Origin of the sequence: Acinetobacter sp. V110_1 (assembly GCF_031798975.1) — a bacterium.
Lineage (GTDB): Bacteria > Pseudomonadota > Gammaproteobacteria > Pseudomonadales > Moraxellaceae > Acinetobacter > Acinetobacter nosocomialis_A.
The window spans coordinates 24925-43954 of sequence record NZ_JAVQNN010000018.1 but is presented as its reverse complement, the minus strand read 5'-3'; the positions used below and the strand labels follow the sequence as shown (position 1 = coordinate 43954).

The 19030-nt window shown below is 36.7% G+C and carries 17 protein-coding genes; 6 read left to right on the top strand and 11 right to left on the bottom strand.

The window, feature by feature from the left end:
• From RMA95_RS07020 to tviB, 7 genes are read right to left on the bottom strand one after another with little or no spacing between them, the layout of a single operon-like run.
• Positions 1-864, bottom strand: a complete 864-nt coding sequence (locus RMA95_RS07020; RefSeq protein ID WP_261479817.1) for a glycosyltransferase — start codon at positions 862-864, stop codon at positions 1-3.
• Positions 857-2122 carry an O-antigen translocase gene (locus RMA95_RS07015; RefSeq protein WP_261479818.1) on the bottom strand — a complete coding sequence of 422 codons (1266 nt, stop codon included), beginning with the start codon at positions 2120-2122 and terminating at the stop codon, positions 857-859. Before RMA95_RS07015 ends, RMA95_RS07020 begins: the two co-directional genes overlap by 8 nt.
• A gap of 1 nt (position 2123) precedes the next feature.
• Positions 2124-3239: a DegT/DnrJ/EryC1/StrS family aminotransferase gene (locus RMA95_RS07010; protein WP_311069987.1), complete on the bottom strand. Its 1116-nt coding sequence runs from the start codon at positions 3237-3239 to the stop codon at positions 2124-2126.
• A complete protein-coding gene (locus RMA95_RS07005) occupies positions 3239-4093 on the bottom strand; it encodes a WxcM-like domain-containing protein (protein ID WP_080754087.1) in 855 nt (284 codons plus the stop codon). Before RMA95_RS07005 ends, RMA95_RS07010 begins: the two co-directional genes overlap by 1 nt.
• 1 nt (position 4094) lies before the next feature.
• The gene (gene rfbA, locus RMA95_RS07000) at positions 4095-4967 is read right to left on the bottom strand and encodes a glucose-1-phosphate thymidylyltransferase RfbA (RefSeq protein WP_086398840.1); all 873 of its coding nucleotides are present in this window, start codon (positions 4965-4967) and stop codon (positions 4095-4097) included.
• A complete protein-coding gene (gene rfbB, locus RMA95_RS06995; RefSeq protein ID WP_100192177.1) occupies positions 4967-6025 on the bottom strand; it encodes a dTDP-glucose 4,6-dehydratase in 1059 nt (352 codons plus the stop codon). The genes rfbA and rfbB overlap by 1 nt, the downstream gene beginning before the upstream one ends.
• A gap of 29 nt (positions 6026-6054) precedes the next feature.
• The gene (gene tviB, locus RMA95_RS06990) at positions 6055-7332 is read right to left on the bottom strand and encodes a Vi polysaccharide biosynthesis UDP-N-acetylglucosamine C-6 dehydrogenase TviB (protein ID WP_311069986.1); all 1278 of its coding nucleotides are present in this window, start codon (positions 7330-7332) and stop codon (positions 6055-6057) included.
• A 162-nt stretch (positions 7333-7494) separates the two neighbouring features.
• On the opposite strand from tviB, the gene RMA95_RS06985 reads away from it, so the two are divergent.
• From RMA95_RS06985 to RMA95_RS06965, 5 genes are all read left to right on the top strand, one after another.
• Positions 7495-8637, top strand: coding sequence for a polysaccharide biosynthesis/export family protein (locus tag RMA95_RS06985; protein ID WP_311069985.1), 1143 nt, complete (start codon positions 7495-7497; stop codon positions 8635-8637).
• Between the two features lies 1 nt (position 8638).
• On the top strand, positions 8639-9067 hold the full coding sequence (locus RMA95_RS06980) for a low molecular weight protein-tyrosine-phosphatase (RefSeq protein ID WP_002050525.1): 429 nt from the start codon (positions 8639-8641) through the stop codon (positions 9065-9067).
• A 21-nt stretch (positions 9068-9088) separates the two neighbouring features.
• Positions 9089-11284 carry a polysaccharide biosynthesis tyrosine autokinase gene (locus tag RMA95_RS06975; protein ID WP_311069984.1) on the top strand — a complete coding sequence of 732 codons (2196 nt, stop codon included), beginning with the start codon at positions 9089-9091 and terminating at the stop codon, positions 11282-11284.
• Positions 11285-11481: 197 nt separating this feature from the next.
• Positions 11482-12204, top strand: a complete 723-nt coding sequence (locus RMA95_RS06970; protein WP_311069983.1) for an FKBP-type peptidyl-prolyl cis-trans isomerase — start codon at positions 11482-11484, stop codon at positions 12202-12204.
• A 51-nt stretch (positions 12205-12255) separates the two neighbouring features.
• A complete protein-coding gene (locus tag RMA95_RS06965; RefSeq protein WP_263612650.1) occupies positions 12256-12951 on the top strand; it encodes an FKBP-type peptidyl-prolyl cis-trans isomerase in 696 nt (231 codons plus the stop codon).
• A gap of 46 nt (positions 12952-12997) precedes the next feature.
• Here the strand turns inward: RMA95_RS06965 and murJ are convergent, their stop codons facing one another.
• Both murJ and ampD read right to left on the bottom strand, forming a co-directional pair.
• Entirely contained in the window at positions 12998-14548 is a 1551-nt protein-coding gene (gene murJ, locus RMA95_RS06960) for a murein biosynthesis integral membrane protein MurJ (RefSeq protein ID WP_311069982.1), read from the bottom strand.
• A 72-nt stretch (positions 14549-14620) separates the two neighbouring features.
• Entirely contained in the window at positions 14621-15190 is a 570-nt protein-coding gene (ampD, locus tag RMA95_RS06955; protein ID WP_216984338.1) for a 1,6-anhydro-N-acetylmuramyl-L-alanine amidase AmpD, read from the bottom strand.
• A gap of 171 nt (positions 15191-15361) precedes the next feature.
• Between ampD and nadC the strand changes: the two genes are divergently transcribed.
• Positions 15362-16207 carry a carboxylating nicotinate-nucleotide diphosphorylase gene (gene nadC / locus RMA95_RS06950; RefSeq protein WP_311069981.1) on the top strand — a complete coding sequence of 282 codons (846 nt, stop codon included), beginning with the start codon at positions 15362-15364 and terminating at the stop codon, positions 16205-16207.
• On the opposite strand, the gene RMA95_RS06945 is transcribed toward nadC, so the two are convergent.
• Together RMA95_RS06945 and RMA95_RS06940 are read right to left on the bottom strand one after the other, a co-directional pair.
• Positions 16204-16371, bottom strand: a complete 168-nt coding sequence (locus tag RMA95_RS06945; RefSeq protein ID WP_311069980.1) for a hypothetical protein — start codon at positions 16369-16371, stop codon at positions 16204-16206. The genes nadC and RMA95_RS06945 overlap by 4 nt on opposite strands.
• 478 nt (positions 16372-16849) lie before the next feature.
• Positions 16850-19018, bottom strand: a complete 2169-nt coding sequence (locus RMA95_RS06940; protein WP_311069979.1) for a phosphocholine-specific phospholipase C — start codon at positions 19016-19018, stop codon at positions 16850-16852.
• Positions 19019-19030 lie beyond the last annotated feature (12 nt).

The following is a 19030-nucleotide window of genomic DNA, read 5'->3' as shown; positions in this document are numbered from 1 at the left end:
TCATCTACTTCCAAATACTTTATTAACAATCATTTTAAATTTATGAAAAAGTCTAGCCAACAATACAGTTATTGAAAGCTTAAAGTCCAATATTAGTGTTTCAAATGCATTATCCCAACAAACCTTTATATATGCTTTTTTAAATAATTCATGTTGTTTAAATTCATTTAAAACTTGCAAACGCCCTATTGCCATTTTATAGGGATTAGAAAAGGTATTACCTTGATGTGTTCTATAATATGAATATAATTCATCTTTATATAGAATCTTATTACCAGTTTCTAAAAGTTTTAAGTATATATACCAATCTTCAATGATCATGCCATCTATAAATCCACCCACTCTTTTTAGGGCATCTAAACGAATCATTTGAGTTGGGGCAGGCAAAAATCGATCAGTATATATTAAATCATTAAAGGTAAATATTTTATCGGGTTGTCTAATTTCACCAACCCTCTTATTATTTTCATCAATCAACTCAACAGCGCCAAACATTGCAATAAAGTCTTTATTATCTTCTAAATAATTGACCTGCTTCATTATTTTATAGTTAAAAATTTTATCATCTGAAGCTAATGTCGCAAAATACTCTCCCTGACACCACTCCAATGCCTCATTTAATGTGGCGCTTAGTCCTTTATTTGGCCGATGTCTGAATTCAAAACGAGAAAATCGGTTCTCGCATTTTTTTAACATTTCCTTTATCTTTAAAACAGATTCATCTTTTGAACCGTCATCAATAATAATAAGTTCAATATTTTGATAAGTCTGATCAATTATGCTTTGAATACAGTCCTGCACATAATCCATATGGTTATAACATGGAATAACAATAGATACTAAAGGGGCTTTTATTTCACTCATTATTCAAACCTTTATTATTTAAAACTCTAAATATAAAATAACCGACTATAATCCAGTACATTCCATAATTAACTAGATGAGCAATAGACACCCCTTTAAAACCAAAAATTTGAGTACAGATATAAGTTAATAATATTGAGGTAAGTGCAAATATAATTTCAGTAGTTATAAATAGTTTTGTCATTGCTTTACTTAACATTAGATATGCAAGTATCCAACTACCAATTTTTAGAGAGTCTCCTATCATTTGCCAAAAAAACAAATCTCGCATAGGCATAAATGTTTTAGTAAATAATAAGATAATGATCCAATCCCGAAGAAAATAAACAAAAATTCCGCCTATAGCAGCCACTGGAAATATAAATTTATATCCTAAGTAAATTTCTTTTTTTATTTCTTCAATTTCTGACAACTCAGAAAGTCTTGGTAAATAATATACTCCTAATGTCGTCGTAACTAACATAAGGTATGCTGCACTTAAACGAATCATTGCCTCCCAATATCCAGCATAAGTTAACCCATATTCATATGTTAAATAACTACGAATAGCCATTTGGGAAATAGGAACACATATAGCGCTGACTAATGCCATTAAAGCAAAAGCCGCAAATTTTTTAGCAATAGCTTTATCTATTTTTCCAAATAAATAACTTAGCTTAAACCATTCAGCTTTATAACATATAAATAATGTCACCAAAAAAGCTAAAGATTGATAAATTGAAAGAGCAACTAAAGCTCCATATAAACTATATTTCATTGCCAAAAGGCTAGTAATAGCTAAAGAAAAAATACTACCTACAATATTCGCTATAACTAATCTTAAAACTTCTTTTTTTCCATTTAAAATAGCTAGAAAAAGCGCATTAAAAGTAAAAAATGTCAAAAATACAGCAAACCAGACAAAAACTGTTTGATATAGATCAGTATGAAAAATATAAATTGAAAGTTGTTTTTGAAAAATTAATATAATTATCGAGAAAATTAAGCTAAAAAGTAAGACTATACTTCCCGCTGTTTTCCATATATTTCTTTGTTTAGTTTCATCTTCATAATACTCAGCCGTATATTTAATAACTGCAGTATTAATTGCACTACCGGCGAAGGTTGTCACCATTTGTATAAAATTTTGGAACTGCCCAATAGCCGCATAACCAGCTGGACCAACGTAAATAGCTAAAATCTTATTTAAAATAAACATCGTGGCCGTTTTAATTAAAACAGCCACGCCATTTAGTACACTTGTTTTTAGTAAATTCATTTTAGACTTTAAAATTATTACAAATCTGAATTACTTTCTCAGCCTCTTCCACGCTTAGTGTAGGACCAATAGGTAAACTCATCACTTCAGCATGAATTTGTTCAGATACAGGATAACTTAAATCATTCCATTCTTTATAAGCCTGTTGCTTATGAGGTGGGATAGGATAATGAATTAAAGTTTGTACACCTTGCTCAGCCAAGTACTTTTGTAAAGCTTCACGATGCTCAGTACGAATCACAAATAAATGCCAAACGTGTTGCTGATACTCTTCAGCATTTTTCTGCGCTAAGGGTAATTTGATTAAAGGATTTACTATATGCTTCAAATACAATTGCGCAATTTTACGACGATGAACTATTTCTTGATCTAAATATTTTAATTTAATATCTAGCATAGCAGCTTGAATTTCATCAAGACGACTATTTACGCCAGGTACTAAATTTTTATATTTTTCATGAGAACCATAATTACGAAGAGCACGTAACATTTGTGCAAGTTCTTCATTATTAGTGGTTACAGCACCAGCATCCCCTAATGCACCTAAATTTTTACCAGGATAAAAACTAAAACCAGAAGCATCTCCCCAGTTTCCAGCTTTTATTCCATTAATTTCAGCACTATGTGATTGAGCTGAATCTTCTAAAACAAGTAGATTATATTTATTAGCAATTGCCATGATTGCAGGCATTTCTGCTAATTGCCCATATAAATGAACAGGTAAGATTACTTTCGTTTTTGGAGTAATTGCAGCCTCAATCTTGCTTGGATCGATATTATAAGTATTAATATCCGGTTCAACTAAAACTGGAGTTAGGTTATTTGCAGTGATTGCTAAAATACTTGCAATGTATGTATTTGATGGGACGATTACTTCATCACCATCATTTAGTTTCCCCAACTCTTTCCATGCTCGAAGCGTAAGAATCAAGGCGTCTAAACCATTTGCAACTCCAATTGCAAATTTTACTCCACAATATTCCGCAAAGTTTTGTTCAAATTGAGCTAGCTCATTTCCACCTATGTACCAACCAGAGTCTATGACACGAGTACAAGCCTCAATGAGTTCTGCACGATATTGACTATTTATACTTTTTAAATCTAAGAAAGGAATCATTATTTCACATAGCCTTTAATAATTGCAGGATTTCCTACTACAATTGCATTTTCCGGAACATCTTTAGTTACTACTGCGCCTGCACCAACTAATGCATTTCGACCAATTCTTATGCCTGGTAAAATGGTAGCATTACCGCCAATACTTGCACCTTGTTCAACTATAGTTTTTAGAAACTCATCGGGGTATTGCTTTGAACGGGGAGTCTTATCATTTGTAAAAGTAACGCTAGGACCAACAAAAACGTTATCTTCTAATGTAATCCCATCCCATACATATACACCTGATTTAATTGTGACGTTATTACCAATTTGCACATCATTTTCAATCATAGTGTGCGCACAAATATTACAATTTTCTCCAATAACCGCTTGTGGAAAAATCACACTATATTGCCAAACTTTTGTTTTTTGACCAATATTTTTAGATTTAACATCGGATAATGGATGAATATAAGGCTGATTTACTACACGCAGAAACTCATCGTAATTTCGAATATAATCTTGCTCTGTAAAGTGTTCACTTGCTAAAACTAGTAATACACAATCTTCTGAAAAATCATGCATTTCACGCCAGATCAATCCTTCAATAACCAAACCTTGGGTCGGGTTATCTAAAACAACTTCTTCTTTAGTAGAACCATTATCCAGAATAAATCTACAGCTACCTTTCAAACATATTGCAACTTGTTTTAAATCAATATGAGCATGAAAGCCACGCGGTTTTTGTGACGTATTAAAGATGTAATACAAACGTTTCACATCAAAAGGAATTGACTGATTAGACTCAATCGCAACTAAACCACCTCGTTCATCACCAAAACTCGGCAAGTCAATTAATTTTACAAGGCTCATGTTATTCGGTTACCAAAGAAATCAAATATTGACCATAATCATTCTTACTCATGCTTTGGCCGATTTCTAACACTTGAGCTTTCGTCAACCAACCATTATGAAGTGCAATTTCTTCAAGACAAGCCACTTTATAACCTTGACGTTTTTCAATAGTTTCAACAAACTGTGCTGCTTCAAGTAAGCTTGCATGTGTTCCTGTATCTAACCAGGCAAAACCACGTCCAAGTAACTCAACATTGAGATCACCACGGTCTAGGTACATCTGGTTCACTGTCGTAATTTCAAGTTCACCACGATCTGATGGTTTTACGTGTTTTGCAATTTTCACTACATCATTATCGTAAAAATAAAGTCCCGTAACCGCAAAATTCGATTTTGGATGTTTTGGCTTTTCTTCTAATGATACTGCTCGTTTTTCCTCATCAAACTCAACAACACCAAAACGTTCAGGATCTTTGACTTGATAACCAAATACGGTTGCACCCTTTTGACGGGCCACAGCTTGGCGTAGCATTGGTGTAAAACCTTGACCATAGAAAATATTGTCGCCAAGTACTAAACAGACATTACTTTCGCCAATAAACTCTTCGCCAATAATAAATGCTTGAGCTAAACCATCCGGACTTGGTTGAATCGCATAACTTAATTCAACACCGAATTGTGAACCATCACCCAATAATCGCTTAAAGCCATCTATATCGTCTGGCGTACTAATAATAAGAACTTCACGAATACCAGCCAACATCAAAACAGACAATGGATAATAAACCATCGGCTTATCGTAAATTGGTAACAGCTGTTTTGAAACGCCTTTTGTGATCGGATACAAACGTGTCCCAGAACCACCTGCTAAAATTATACCTTTTGTACTCATTATGCACTTACACCTAATCTTTCTCTTTGGTAACTGCCATCTTGTACCCGGCGGCACCACTCTAAATTATTTAAATACCACTCAACAGTCTTTCTAATACCTGTTTCAAATGTTTCCTCAGGCTTCCAGCCTAAATCTTTTGCGATTTTTGAGGCATCAATTGCATAACGTAAATCATGTCCTGGACGATCTTTTACGAAAGTGATTAATGTCTCATAAGGTTGATGATTATTTTGTGGTTTTAATTCATCTAAAATTTTACAAATTGTTTTCACAACTTCTATATTTTGTTTTTCATTATGACCACCAATATTATAGGTTTCTCCAACTTTACCTTCAGTCACAACTTTATATAAAGCTTTAGCATGATCTTCGACATACAACCAATCACGGATCTGATCACCTTTACCATAAATCGGTAAAGCCTTACCATCCAGCGCATTTAAGATCACCAATGGAATGAGCTTTTCTGGAAAGTGGTATGGACCGTAATTGTTTGAACAATTCGTTACTACCGTTGGTAAACCATATGTTCTATGCCAAGCACGAACTAAATGATCAGAACTTGCTTTACTTGCTGAATACGGCGAACTTGGCGCATAAGATGTTGTTTCAGTAAATAAATCTGTTGTACCTTCTAAATCACCATAAACCTCATCTGTTGAAATATGATGAAATTTAAAAGAGGCTTTCTTTTCTTCATTTAATTGTAGCCAGTACTTACGTGCAACCTCTAATAATGTATAAGTGCCCACAATATTTGTTGTAATAAACTCAGCGGGACCATCAATAGAGCGATCAACATGTGACTCGGCTGCTAGATGCATCACAGCATCCGGTTGGAAAATTTTAAAAATTTCTGTTAAACGCTCACTATCACAAATATCAACTTGTGCAAATTGATATCGTGGATCCATATCAATTTCAGACAATGATTCTAAATTGCCTGCATATGTTAATTTATCTATATTTAATACTTCATCTTGAGTATTTTTTATAATATTTCTAATGACAGCAGAACCAATAAAACCTGCACCACCAGTGACTAAAATTTTCATAAAATTCCTATGCTAATAACTAGTAATTTTTACAGTCGAATATCACTTTGTTCTTTATCCAAAACATATTTTAAGTCATATAAAACATGTTTCTCTTTGCCTAGTGCAATGAGCTCCTGACTCGACATTGCTTTAAACTGATCATGGGCAACAGCAATAACTATTGCATCATAATAATCTTGCTTTAATTCCGTAACCGGAGCTAAGCCATACTCGCCTTCAACTTCGGCACTATCCACCCAAGGATCGTAAATATCAAGATCTAAATCGTATTCCTTTAGTGCTTTCACCATATCTACAATTTTGGTGTTACGGATATCAGGGCAGTTTTCTTTAAAACTCAAACCTAAAATTAATATACGAGCACCTACCACTTGTATACGCTGCTTTACCATTTCTTTGATCAATTGGGTTGCAACATATTCACCCATACGATCATTTAAACGACGAGCTGCCAAAATAATTTCTGGATGTAAACCAATTGACTCTGCTTTATGCGTTAAATAATACGGGTCAACACCAATACAATGACCCCCAACTAAACCAGGTCTAAAGTTTAAAAAATTCCATTTTGTACCTGCTGCCTTGAGTACATCTTCTGTATCGATACCCATTTTATTAAAAATCAGAGCCAATTCATTGATTAAAGCGATATTCACATCTCTTTGTGTATTTTCAATGACTTTAGCAGCCTCAGCAACTTTGATACTCGGGGCTTTATGTGTGCCCGCCTCAATAATTAAGTTATATACTTGATCAACATAGTCAGTGACCTCTGGAGTCGAACCTGAGGTAATTTTTAAAATATTAGTGACACGTCGTTGTTTATCACCAGGATTAATACGTTCCGGACTATAACCAACAAAGAAATCTTTATTAAAATTTAAACCCGAATGTTTTTCTAATTCAGGTATACATACCTCTTCTGTCGCACCAGGATAAACCGTTGACTCATAAACAACGATATCGCCTTTTTTTAGAACTTTAGCAATGCTTTGGGATGCTTTTATAAGCGGGGTCAGGTCTGGCTGTTTAAAGTCATCGATTGGTGTAGGTACAGTAACTATAAAAAAATTTGAATTTTTTAAATCATTGATATCTGCAGTGTATGAGAGATGTTCTACTTGTTTTAGCTCATCTGATGTGACTTCTAATGTATGGTCATAGCCACTTTGTAACTCTCGTATCCGTTGCGGGTTTATATCAAAACCTATCGTAGGTTTATGTTTACCAAACTCAGCCGCTAAAGGCAGCCCAACATACCCTAAGCCGATAATTGATATTTTTAATTGTTCGAGTTGAAACATATATAAAACCTAACCATTTAGATCTAAATGGACAAACATCATGGATACGACCTACTACGATAATATAGCAGACTTTAAACAAAAATTTCTTGAAATATACAATCTGCGCTTAGCAAATAAAGTATGATTTGGGTTAATTATAGACTACAATCCAATATCTTCATGCAAAGTATCATTGGATTACAAACAATAAAGGGTTTGAATGTGAAGCATCAGAGCACATTATTATTTTTAGCCATTTCACTTTCGTTTACAGGATGTGCAGTCACCTCAGGCTTACAAACTTACGACTTACCCGAACAAGGGAGCTTTAAAACAGCTCAAGGAGCAGAAGTTTCTGTTGTCCAACTTACCCAAAACAATATTCCAAAGATTAGTTCTGAGTCTTTGCGTCCACAGGGAAATGTAAGTGCTCTGTTTAATACTCCCTTTTACCAATATCGCTTAAGTCCTGGAGATGTCTTATCTATTCAACTTTGGGCATATCCTGAAATTACTCCCCCTATTCAAGGCGCTTCTACTGATATTAAAGCATTTGGTTATCCAATTGACTCTGCTGGAAATGTTCAATTGCCACTCGTAGGCCAAGTTCATATTGCAGGGAAAACACTTGCTGAGACCAATAAATATTTACGTAATCAATTTGCTAAATATTTAAAAACACCTGATGTTGTAGTTCGAGTTTTATCTTATCAAGCCAAACGTTATTTTGTTAACGGTCAGGTTATGAAAAGTGGTCAATATACCTTAGATGATCAACCTATCAGTATTTATACAGCCCTCAGTATGGCAGGCGGTGTAAATCAAGAATCTGGTGACAATACTGATATTCAGCTTATTCGTAATGGTGAAGTTTATAACTTAAATGTTGTTGCACTTGAGAGACAAGGCTATTCACTTCACAAATTATTGGTTCAACCCAATGATACGATCTATGTAAATACCAAACAAAACCAAAAACTTTACGTTATGGGTGAGTCTAATAAAAGCTCAGCAATTCCATTACGAGATCAAGGTATGACTTTGAGTGATGTATTAGGTGAAAGTGAAGGCGTTAACCCATACTCAGCAAGTGCTGCGCGTATTTATGTTATGCGGACAGATTTACAAACAAAAAAATCAACAATTTATCAACTCAATTTGAGTAGTATTGGTAACCTTGCATTATCTAATCAATTTCAAATGCAAAAAAATGATATTGTTTATATCGATGCAACTGGTTTAACACGCTGGCAGCGTATCATGAACCAGATTGTACCGTTCTCAAGTGCACTTTATACCTTTGATCAATTGGGTAAAAACTAGCATGCAGTTACAAAACATCTTAGTGGTCTGTGTTGGTAATATTTGCCGCAGCCCAATGGCAGAGTACTTTTTAAAGGCCCAGCATCCTACATTAAACATCTCATCTGCTGGTATTTCAGCCCTAGTAGGTCATACTGCAGATGATAAAGCTATTCATTGTATGGATCAGTTGAATATTGATATGAGACCACACGTGGCTCGTCAGCTCAGTGCTGAATTGATTAAACAAAATGATTTGATTTTGGTAATGAGCAATAATCAGCAAAAGCATATTGAGCAAACATGGCCCTTTGCTAAAGGTAAAATTTTTAGGCTTGGCCATTGGCAAGGGCAAAATATCCCTGACCCCTATCAGCATGACCAAGCTTTTTTTGATCAGACTTGCCGCAACATTCAAAGCTATGTGCAAGATTGGCGCACTCAATTATAATTGTATATTAGTTGTAAATTTATGAACCAAAACTCTAAAACTAGCGAAGATAGCATCGATTTAAAAGAGTTATTCTTTTCATTGATTGCACAGTGGAAAATCATAGCGTGCTGCGTGGTCTTAAGTTTAATTTGTGCCTTGCTATACTTACGGATAACACCAGATACTTATTCTGTAGATGCAATGGTACAAGTTGAGGACAGTAAAGGCGCTGCCTCTGCTGCTTTGCTTGGTGACCTTTCTAAAGCCAGTGGAGGTCTATCTCAAAAATCACCAGCTGATCCAGAAATAGAGATTCTTCGTTCTAGAATGGTTTTAGGGCAGGTCATCCAGAATCTTAACCTTGATATTAGCATTAAAGATAATCAATCTAGTTTAATTGGTAAACTTGTCTCACAAGACCAAAGCAAACTAGAGTATCGTCATGATTCTGTAATTTACACTAACCAAAACAATAACTTAATAGTTAAACAACTAAGTGTGCCTGAATATTATTTAGACAAACCTTTAAAATTAGAGTTTAAAGATGTAAATCAATTTACTCTAACTTATAAAGATCAAGTTGTATTTAATGGTCTATTAAACAAGAAAAATATACTAAATACAGATAAGGGCCTTTGGCAAGTACAACTTAATACTCAAGGTAACCTAAAGGATCATAGTTATACTTTAACTAAGCTTGCTCTACCAACAGCAGTAAACCAGTTTAATACAATTTACGGTGTCGCTGAAAAAGGTAAAATGACTGGTGTTATTGGTTTAAGCTATTTAGGTCAAGATCCTGAGCATATTACTCAAGTGCTCAATAATGTTTTAAATGTTTATCATAAACAAAATATTGAGCGAAAGTCTCTAGAATCTAAACAAACGTTGGCTTTCCTTGAGAAACAGTTACCAGAACTTAGAAAACAGTTGGAAGATTCTGAGATCAAATTTAACCAGTTCCGTGAAAAGTACAAAACGGTAGATGTTAATGCTGAATCTGAATTATTACTTAAACAAAATATTGATTTAGAAAAGCTTAAAATTGAGTTACAACAGAAACAAGCTGAGCTTTCTGCTAAATATACTAATGATCATCCATTAATCTTGCAAATTGATGCACAAATTACAGAGATTAATAAAAAGATTGCTGACCTTAATAATCGTTTAACTCAACTTCCTGAGACCCAACGTTTATATTTACAACTATATCGTGATGTAAAGGTCAATACTGAGTTATATACATCATTACTCAACTCATATCAGCAACTCAAAATCGCTAATGCGGGTGAGATTGGCAATGTTCGCATTATTGATACTGCGGTAGAACCTGTTAAACCGATTAAACCTAAAAAATTGATTGTTCTAATACTTTCTATTTTTATTGGTGGTTTTATCGGTGTATTAATTGCATTATTACGCAATATGATGCGTAGCGGAGTTAATGATTCAACTCAAATTGAAAATGAATTAGATCTGCCAGTTTATGCGACTGTACCTCGCTCTCCTATTCAAGAGACTCGTATGAGTATTTTGAAAAAGAAAAAGAGTATTCCTATTTTAGCAGTTAAAAGTAGTGATGATATTGCGATTGAAAGTTTGCGTAGTATTCGTACTGCCATTCACTTCGCTTTAACCTCAGCAAAAAATAATATTATTATGATTGCTGGCCCGTCTCCAGAGGTTGGTAAATCTTTTATTTCAACTAACTTGGCCACTATTTTTGCACAAGGAAATAAACGCGTATTATTGATTGATGCTGATATGCGTCGTGGCTATATGCATAAATACTTCGATGTTGACGTAAAACCCGGTCTTTCTGAATTACTAAGTGGCCAAGCTGACTTGACACAAGTTTTACATAAAACGCAAGTTGCGAATCTCGACGTGATTACCCGTGGTAAGAGTCCAACCAACCCATCAGAAATGTTAAGCTCTACACAGTTCAAAGACTTACTAGAGAAGTTCCAAACTCAATATGACCATATCATTATTGATACTCCTCCAGTGCTTGCAGTAACTGACGGTATTATTATTTCACAGTACACAGGTGTGAACTTAATTGTTGCTCGTTATGCTAAGTCTCACATGAAAGAGCTTGAGTTAACAGTTAATCGCTTTGAACAAGCTGGTGTTAAGGTGAATGGCTTTATCCTTAACGATATTCAACGCTCGAGTAGCGGTGGTTATGGCTATAACTATGCTTATGCATATAAAGCACAAAAAGAAGACTAATTAAGAGTTTTCTAAAAAAAGCCGGATCAAATGATCCGGTTTTTTTTATTTGATTTTTTAAGTTTCTCCAAATTAAAACTAACTAAAATATATAAAAAAACCACTCGTTTTTTTTGTTAAACATTCTATGCTTAAGTCGAAGCATGCTAAGATCGAAGCAGCCTTTTAGACTCAAATGATTATTTTTGGAACCTTTTATGAGTAAAGCCTTACCCATTGCTGTCGCTGTAGTTTTAGGCGGTGCTGCACTTGTACCTGTATATTATGCAACTCAACATCCGACCACAGAAGTCGGACGTAAAGCAGACAAAAATGCTTCTCCAATTCAAAAAATCAGTTATGTTCTTGGTTATGAAGTTGCACAACAAACTCCTCCAGAATTGGATACTAAGGCCTTTGTTCAAGGGATCCATGATGCTCGTGGCAAACAGCCAAGTGCTTATACTCAAGAAGATTTAAAAGCAGCTGTTGCAGCTTATGAAAAAGAGTTACAACAAAAAATGCAGCACCCAGACAAATCAGAGCAAGCAGGTACAGCTTCTGAATCTGCAGATGCACAATTCCTTACTGAAAACAAAACTAAAGCTGGGGTAAAAACCACTGCATCAGGCTTGCAATATATCATTACTAAAGAAGGTACTGGTAAGCAGCCAACAGCTCAGTCAGTTGTTAAAGTACATTATGAAGGTCGTTTAATTAACGGTCAGGTTTTTGATAGTTCTTATAAACGTGGTCAGCCAGTTGAGTTCCCTCTTAATCAGGTCATTCCAGGTTGGACTGAAGGTCTTCAACTCATGAAAGAAGGCGGAAAAGCGACTTTCTTTATCCCATCAAACCTTGCATACGGTCCACAAGAACTTCCAGGGATCCCAGCAAACAGTACACTGATTTTTGATGTAGAACTTATTTCAGTGAAATAATAACAATTCAGGAGAGCCGTTATACTCTCCTGTTTTTTTTTGGAAAATGGCATGAAAAAAATTAGTTTGTTTATTGCAGCATCCACAATGAGTTTATCTGTTCTTGCTGCCACACCGATAACAAATAAAAGTCCAGCAAAGGATCAGTTTAGCTATAGTTATGGCTATTTAATGGGTCGTAATAATACTGATGCATTAACAGATTTAAATCTTGATATCTTTTACCAAGGTCTTCAAGAAGGTGCACAGAAAAAAAATGCCCGCTTAACAGACGAAGAAATGGCGAAAGCAATTAATGAGTATAAGAAAACTTTAGAAGCTAAACAGCTCGTCGAGTTTCAAAAATTAGGTCAACAAAATGCTCAGGCTGGCGCTGCTTTCCTTGCAGAAAATGCTAAAAAATCTGGTGTAATTACGACCAAATCTGGGTTGCAATATCAGATATTAAAAGAAGGTTCTGGTAAAACACCTAAAGCCACCTCTCGTGTAAAAGTTAACTATGAAGGTCGTTTACTTGATGGGACTGTTTTTGATAGCTCAATTGCACGTAATCATCCTGTAGATTTCCAATTAAACCAAGTTATTGCAGGCTGGACAGAAGGCTTACAAACAATGAAAGAAGGCGGTAAAACCCGTTTCTTCATTCCTGCTAAACTTGCTTATGGCGAAGTAGGTGCTGGTGATAGCATCGGTCCAAATAGCACGTTAATTTTTGATGTTGAATTACTACAAGTTTTGCCAAAATAAATTTTTTTAGTTAAAAAAAGCGATCATAAATGATCGCTTTTTTATTTTAATGTTTTAAATCTCTCGGTCTAAAACCAGTAATCAGTAAGCCAATTAAGTAAGCGATTACGCCTACTACGCATAGACCCGCGACCTCAGCAATGCGGATCCATTGAGAAAGTTCACCGTTGTACCAACTTAACCCAAACCAAAGCGCTGCAATCATGGCAAGATTTGCTAAACCATATTGAAGGACTAATTTTTTCCAATGCGCGCCAAATCGGAAAATATTACGCTTATGTAGATAGAAGTAGAGTAAACCAGCATTTACCAAAGCTGAACCAGAAGATGCCAGTGCAAGCGCCATATGTTCAGCTTGCCAATTGATTAGTTTAAAGAATCCAATAAATACAACGTTTAAAATGGCATTTGCGGCAACAGACATTAAACCCACACGGACTGGTGTTTTGGTATCTTGCTGAGCATAGAAACCCGGTGCGAATACCTTAATGAGCATAAATGAAATTACACCAGCACTCATACATTGCAATGCAAGTGCTGTCATTTGCGTATCACGTAGATCAAACTCACCACGTTGGAATAAAGCCTGAATAATCGGTGTGGAAAGCATAAACAAAGCAATACTTGCTGGTAAACCAACCAACACAATAACTTTTGCTGCCCAGTCAATCATGCCACGGAACTTTTCCTGATCTTGCTCAGCATGGCGGGCTGAAAGCGAAGGTAAAATCACTGTACCAATCGCAACCCCGATTAAACCTAACGGTAGCTCAGTCATACGCTCAGCACTGTAGAGCCAAGACACTGAACCATCCTGCATGAAAGATGCCCAAATCGTATTTAATAATAGGTTAATCTGAGTTACAGATACGCCAAATAATGCAGGAAGCATTAATTTTAAAATACGTTCTACACCCTCGTGTTTAAAATCAACTTTAGGTGGAATTAAGAGGTTTTTACGCCATAACTCAGGAATTTGTACAGCTAACTGTAAAATACCCGCTGCTACAACTGACCATCCTAATGCTTTAATTGGCTCAGCCATATATGGCGTAAGCCACCATGCACCTGCAATCATTGCTACATTGAGCAATACAGGTGAAAAAGCTGGGGAAGCAAAAGAACCGTAACTGTTTAAGATACTGCTGGCAAAAGCAGTCAGTGACATAAACATTAAATATGGAATAGTCAGACGGAACATGCTGACCGCTAAATCGAACTTTTCAGGGTCATTATGAAAACCCGGCGCATACATATAGATGATTGCAGGTGCTAAGACCATAGCCACGAAAGTGAGTAAGGTCATGACTGTGAGTAAGCAACCAAATACCCGACTAATCAGGATTTGAACTTCAGCATGTGCTCGGCCTGTTTTATATTCGGTTAGTACCGGAATAAAAGCCTGTGAAAAAGCCCCTTCGGCAAACAACCTTCGAAAGAAGTTGGGAATACGAAAAGCAACGACAAAGGTATCGAAATCTTTACCCGCACCAAACACGTTGAGCAATACGACATCTCGTACTAAGCCCAATACCCGTGACAACATCGTCATCGCACTGACAATAAAAGTCGATCGCCACAATGCCATCGTACTCACCTACAGCTATATTCGAAAGTCGCTATTGTAATGAAACTAGAAAATCTTTTCGTTGTGAAATGATGAATGAACTCAAGTTTTTTTCTGTGCTAACAGTTGTCTAAAGTGTTGCCATTTAAAATAAGGCCCCGGATCGGTTTTTCGACCCGGTGCAATGTCTGAATGCCCTGCAATATGGTTTTTAATTTCAGGATAAGCCTGACGAATAGCAGTAACTACATCGGTTAGTACGCTGTACTGTACTTCGTCAAAAGGTAAATCATCACTTCCTTCAAGTTCTATCCCAATTGAATAATCATTGCATTCAACTTTAGCTAAATAACTCGAACGTCCTGCATGCCATGCACGATCATTAAAATTAACAAACTGTAGGACTTCACCTGTTCTTAAAATTAACAGATGGGTAGAAACTTGCATCCCCTCAATAGTCTGAAAATAAGGATGAACTGACCAATCTAACTTATTTTGGAAAAACTGCTCAATGTATCCACCTCCAAATTGAGATGGCGGCAAGCTAATATTATGAACCACAATCATTTGAATTTCGGTCCCAGTCGGACGCTGGTTAAAATTTGGAGAAGGAACTTGTCTCGCCCCTTTTAATTGTCCATCTATAACTTCATACGGTGTGATTTGCTTCATTGAAATGCCAATAAATTGCTTGCCAATTGTTTTAGTTTAAAACAGTTATGTGCTTTTCAAAGTAGTCAGCACGATTGTTTATCGCGATTAAACGAATAAAACAGCTTATTTTTAAAGTCGACGGTGCTAATATATCGCAAGTTTTAGGGTCATCGACAAAATGGAAACCGTATGAGCATACCTCAGTCTTTGCTTGAACAGTCAATTCAAATCAATATTCAACAAGCATTACAAGAAGATATTGGGGACGGTGATATTACCGCCATGCTCACGCCAGAAGATGAACAGGCAACTGCAACCATCATTAGCCGTGAAGATATGGTTTTAGCTGGACAGCCGTGGGTGAATGCGCTCATCTCAGCTTATGACAACACTGTGCAGGTGACTTGGTTAAAACAAGAAGGTGACCGTGTTGCTGCAAATGAAGCCTTTTTAAAGCTTGCTGGTTCTGCACGTAGTTTACTGACAGTAGAGCGCCCAGCTTTGAACTTTATTCAAACTTTGTCTGCTGTTGCAACAAAAACTGCTGAATATGTTCAACAGCTTGAAGGTTTAAATACAAAACTTCTCGATACACGTAAAACTTTACCGGGTTTACGTATTGCACAAAAATATGCGGTTGGTATTGGCGGCGGACAAAACCATCGTCTCGGTTTATTTGATGCCTTCTTAATTAAAGAAAACCATATTATGGCAGCTGGTGGTATTGCTCAAGCAATTGCAAAAGCACACCAAATTGCGCCAGGCAAACCTGTTGAAGTCGAAGTTGAAACTTGGGATGAACTCAACCAAGCGCTTGAAGCTGGTGCGGATATTGTTATGCTCGACAACTTTAGTCAGCAACAAATGATTGATGCCGTAAAACATGTGGCTGGACGTTGTAAACTTGAAGCTTCTGGCAATATCACCATTGAAAACTTACGCGAAGTAGCGACGACTGGTGTCGACTATATTTCTATGGGTGTGTTGACTAAAGATGTCAAAGCCGTTGATTTATCAATGCGTTTTAATGCTTAAATAAAATCCACATCATTATTGGTATTTTTTTGCGACTTGGCCATGTCTGCCGCTTGTGTTTTTTGCCATGCTGACTGAGTCGCTTGTGTCCCATTATCTCGTGGGTCGGCAGCCATTAAAACAAAAGTAACTACTGCTAATAATACAATAAAACCTTGTAGCATAAATTTTCCCCATCACTTTTAAAAATTCAGGGTTTCAAGGTAAAAGATAAATATGACCAAGCTTAGGAGATTCTGTTACAAAAGGTAAGTCTTTATTTTTATTATTCATCTATAAAGCAGAATGTGACCTTTAAAAATTTTATAGAATGGTCAAACCTAATATTTATGGCAGTCACAGGTGCCATCCTTTAGTTATATTTCCCAACATTAGATTGTGCGAGATGTCATCTACAACCTGAGCAAGACAAAGCGATTATAGCTTTGTCGAAGCGCAAGAATGTTATTAAGCCAACTGTTGTCTTTCGGTACGTAATAAAGATTAATTAATCTTTATTACGTATGTTACTTTGGGCGAAACCAAAGTAACAAATTAGCTACTTCCACTGGATGAATAAACGATAAGACTCCGTCGTGATAGCTAATTTAAAATAATTATCAATCTAAGACTTCAGCTTAATCGTTTATCTATTACAGCAACTTAAGACTCTACATAACCCATATACGGATCAGAAATTGAATCTTCTTGAGTTTCTATACGTCCTGCAAAACGGCGACTAAATGTCGCATCGTCCGCTAATGTCACCGTAAAATCATACCAACCACCAAATTCAGACATATCCCAAACTAATTCTTTCTCAGAACTATTCGTTTCTATAGCCCATGTCTTATTTGGAAGATAAGCATTTGCTTTAACTGTGAGTTTGACTGACTTATTGCCGTCGTGACGTACTTTTAAATATAAATTCGCATCACACTCTTCCACACATACTCTAATTTCTGGTAATGCTTGAGTTTGGTTAACTTGGCTCAAATTACCTTTAAACGCACGGTGGAAACCATTTGGTCCAAGTACCCACAAATCATACTGTCCATTTGTAGCATTCCACGCGTCATCAAGCTGTTTACCCGCCTCAACCATATAACGGCGTGGAATTGACGTTAGATCTAATCGGTTATAGACATGAAAAACGGCTGCCTGTTTACCCGTATTGGAGAACATTAGCTTTACAGTTTTTTGAGTGGCATCGACTTTGGCACTAGTGTGCAAAATATATGGCAAAGCACGTGATGGTCGAATCCCCATTTCCTGCTGAGGAAATTGCTGCTGACTCGGAACAGGAACTTGTGGCAATAAAGCTTGAGCAACACGAATCGCATCGGCTTCAGCTTTGGTTTTCTTCCCATCTAGTTCAGCAACAGGTAAAAGGTTCGGTGTTTTAAAATTAAATGCCGTTGTTAAATCACCACATACAGCACGGCGGTATGGGCTAATGTTAGGTTCTTGCACACCAAAACGTTTTTCCAAGAACTGTAAAATAGAAGTATGGTCAAAGACTTGAGAATTTACCCATCCTCCACGGCTCCACGGCGAAATCACATACATCGGAACGCGTACACCTGGCCCATACACTCGACCATCTGGCTTAGGTTGAGATTTTGAAGTCGCTACTGCTGGATGGTTAAAGTACTCATAAGATACTTGCTGATCACTTAACGTAGTTTTTCCATATACGACACCGTTTAAATCTTTAGACGGTGCACTTGGTGAAGGAACATGGTCAAAGAAACCGTCATTTTCATCAAAGTTCACCAATAAAACCGTTTGACTCCATACTTGAGGGTTTTCAGTTAAAGCATTTAATACTTCCTGAATATACCAAGCGCCCTGTACAGGACTCGATGGTCCCGGATGCTCACTGTAGGTCGCTGGAGCAACTAACCAACTCACTTGCGGTAATTTACCTTGCGCAATATCAGCTTTAAACGTTCCTAGAAAACCACCATCTGGCATGGTATTGGCAATACCTTTGTAAAGTGGTTGAGTCGCGTCAATCTTTTCATCGTATGCTGGGCATGTTGGGGTGTCATTACTGACAGGTTGACCAGATTGCTCATTTGCACGGCGATATTGCTTGAAACCAGCTAAAGGGTTATCGGTAAAGTTATCTGGCATGTTTTGATAAACTTTCCATGTCACGCCAGCCTGCTGTAAACGCTCGGGATACGTCGTCCATTCATAACCTTCTGTTGATGGCCCAATTCCATCAAATTCATTGACCACACTCGCGACACCAGCGCCTGTCGGGCCATTCGTTCCAGTCCAGATAAACTTGCGGTTTGGGTTAGTTCCTGCATGCATGGCACAGTGGTAGGCATCACAAATGGTAAAGGCGTTGGCTAAGGCAAATTGATATTCGACTTCTTGTTTTTTGTAGTAGCCCATCGACTGCGGTTTTTTGTAAGCTACCCAATCACTCATACGACCATTGTCCCAAGCTGCTTGGCCATCAGACCATGAGTGGGGTGTACCTGAAACTCGCTGAGCGTTCCCTAAACGACTGTCGAGATGGTACGGCAATACTTTATTTTTCTTAGCATCGTATTGCTCCCAAACCTTACGACTTTCTGTCATTGGAATGGTAAAGCGGTCACCGAAACCACGTACACCTTTTAACGTTCCAAAATAATTATCAAATGAACGGTTTTCCTGAGTCAAAATCACGATGTGTTTAACATCTTGAATAGTTCCACTTTCAACTTTGGCATCAATTGCCAGCGCTTTTTGAATACTCAGCGGGAAACTCGCCAGAGCAGCGGTCCCAAACATAGTTTTTGTAGAATTTAAAAGAAATTCGCGACGATTCATTTTTTCATCCTT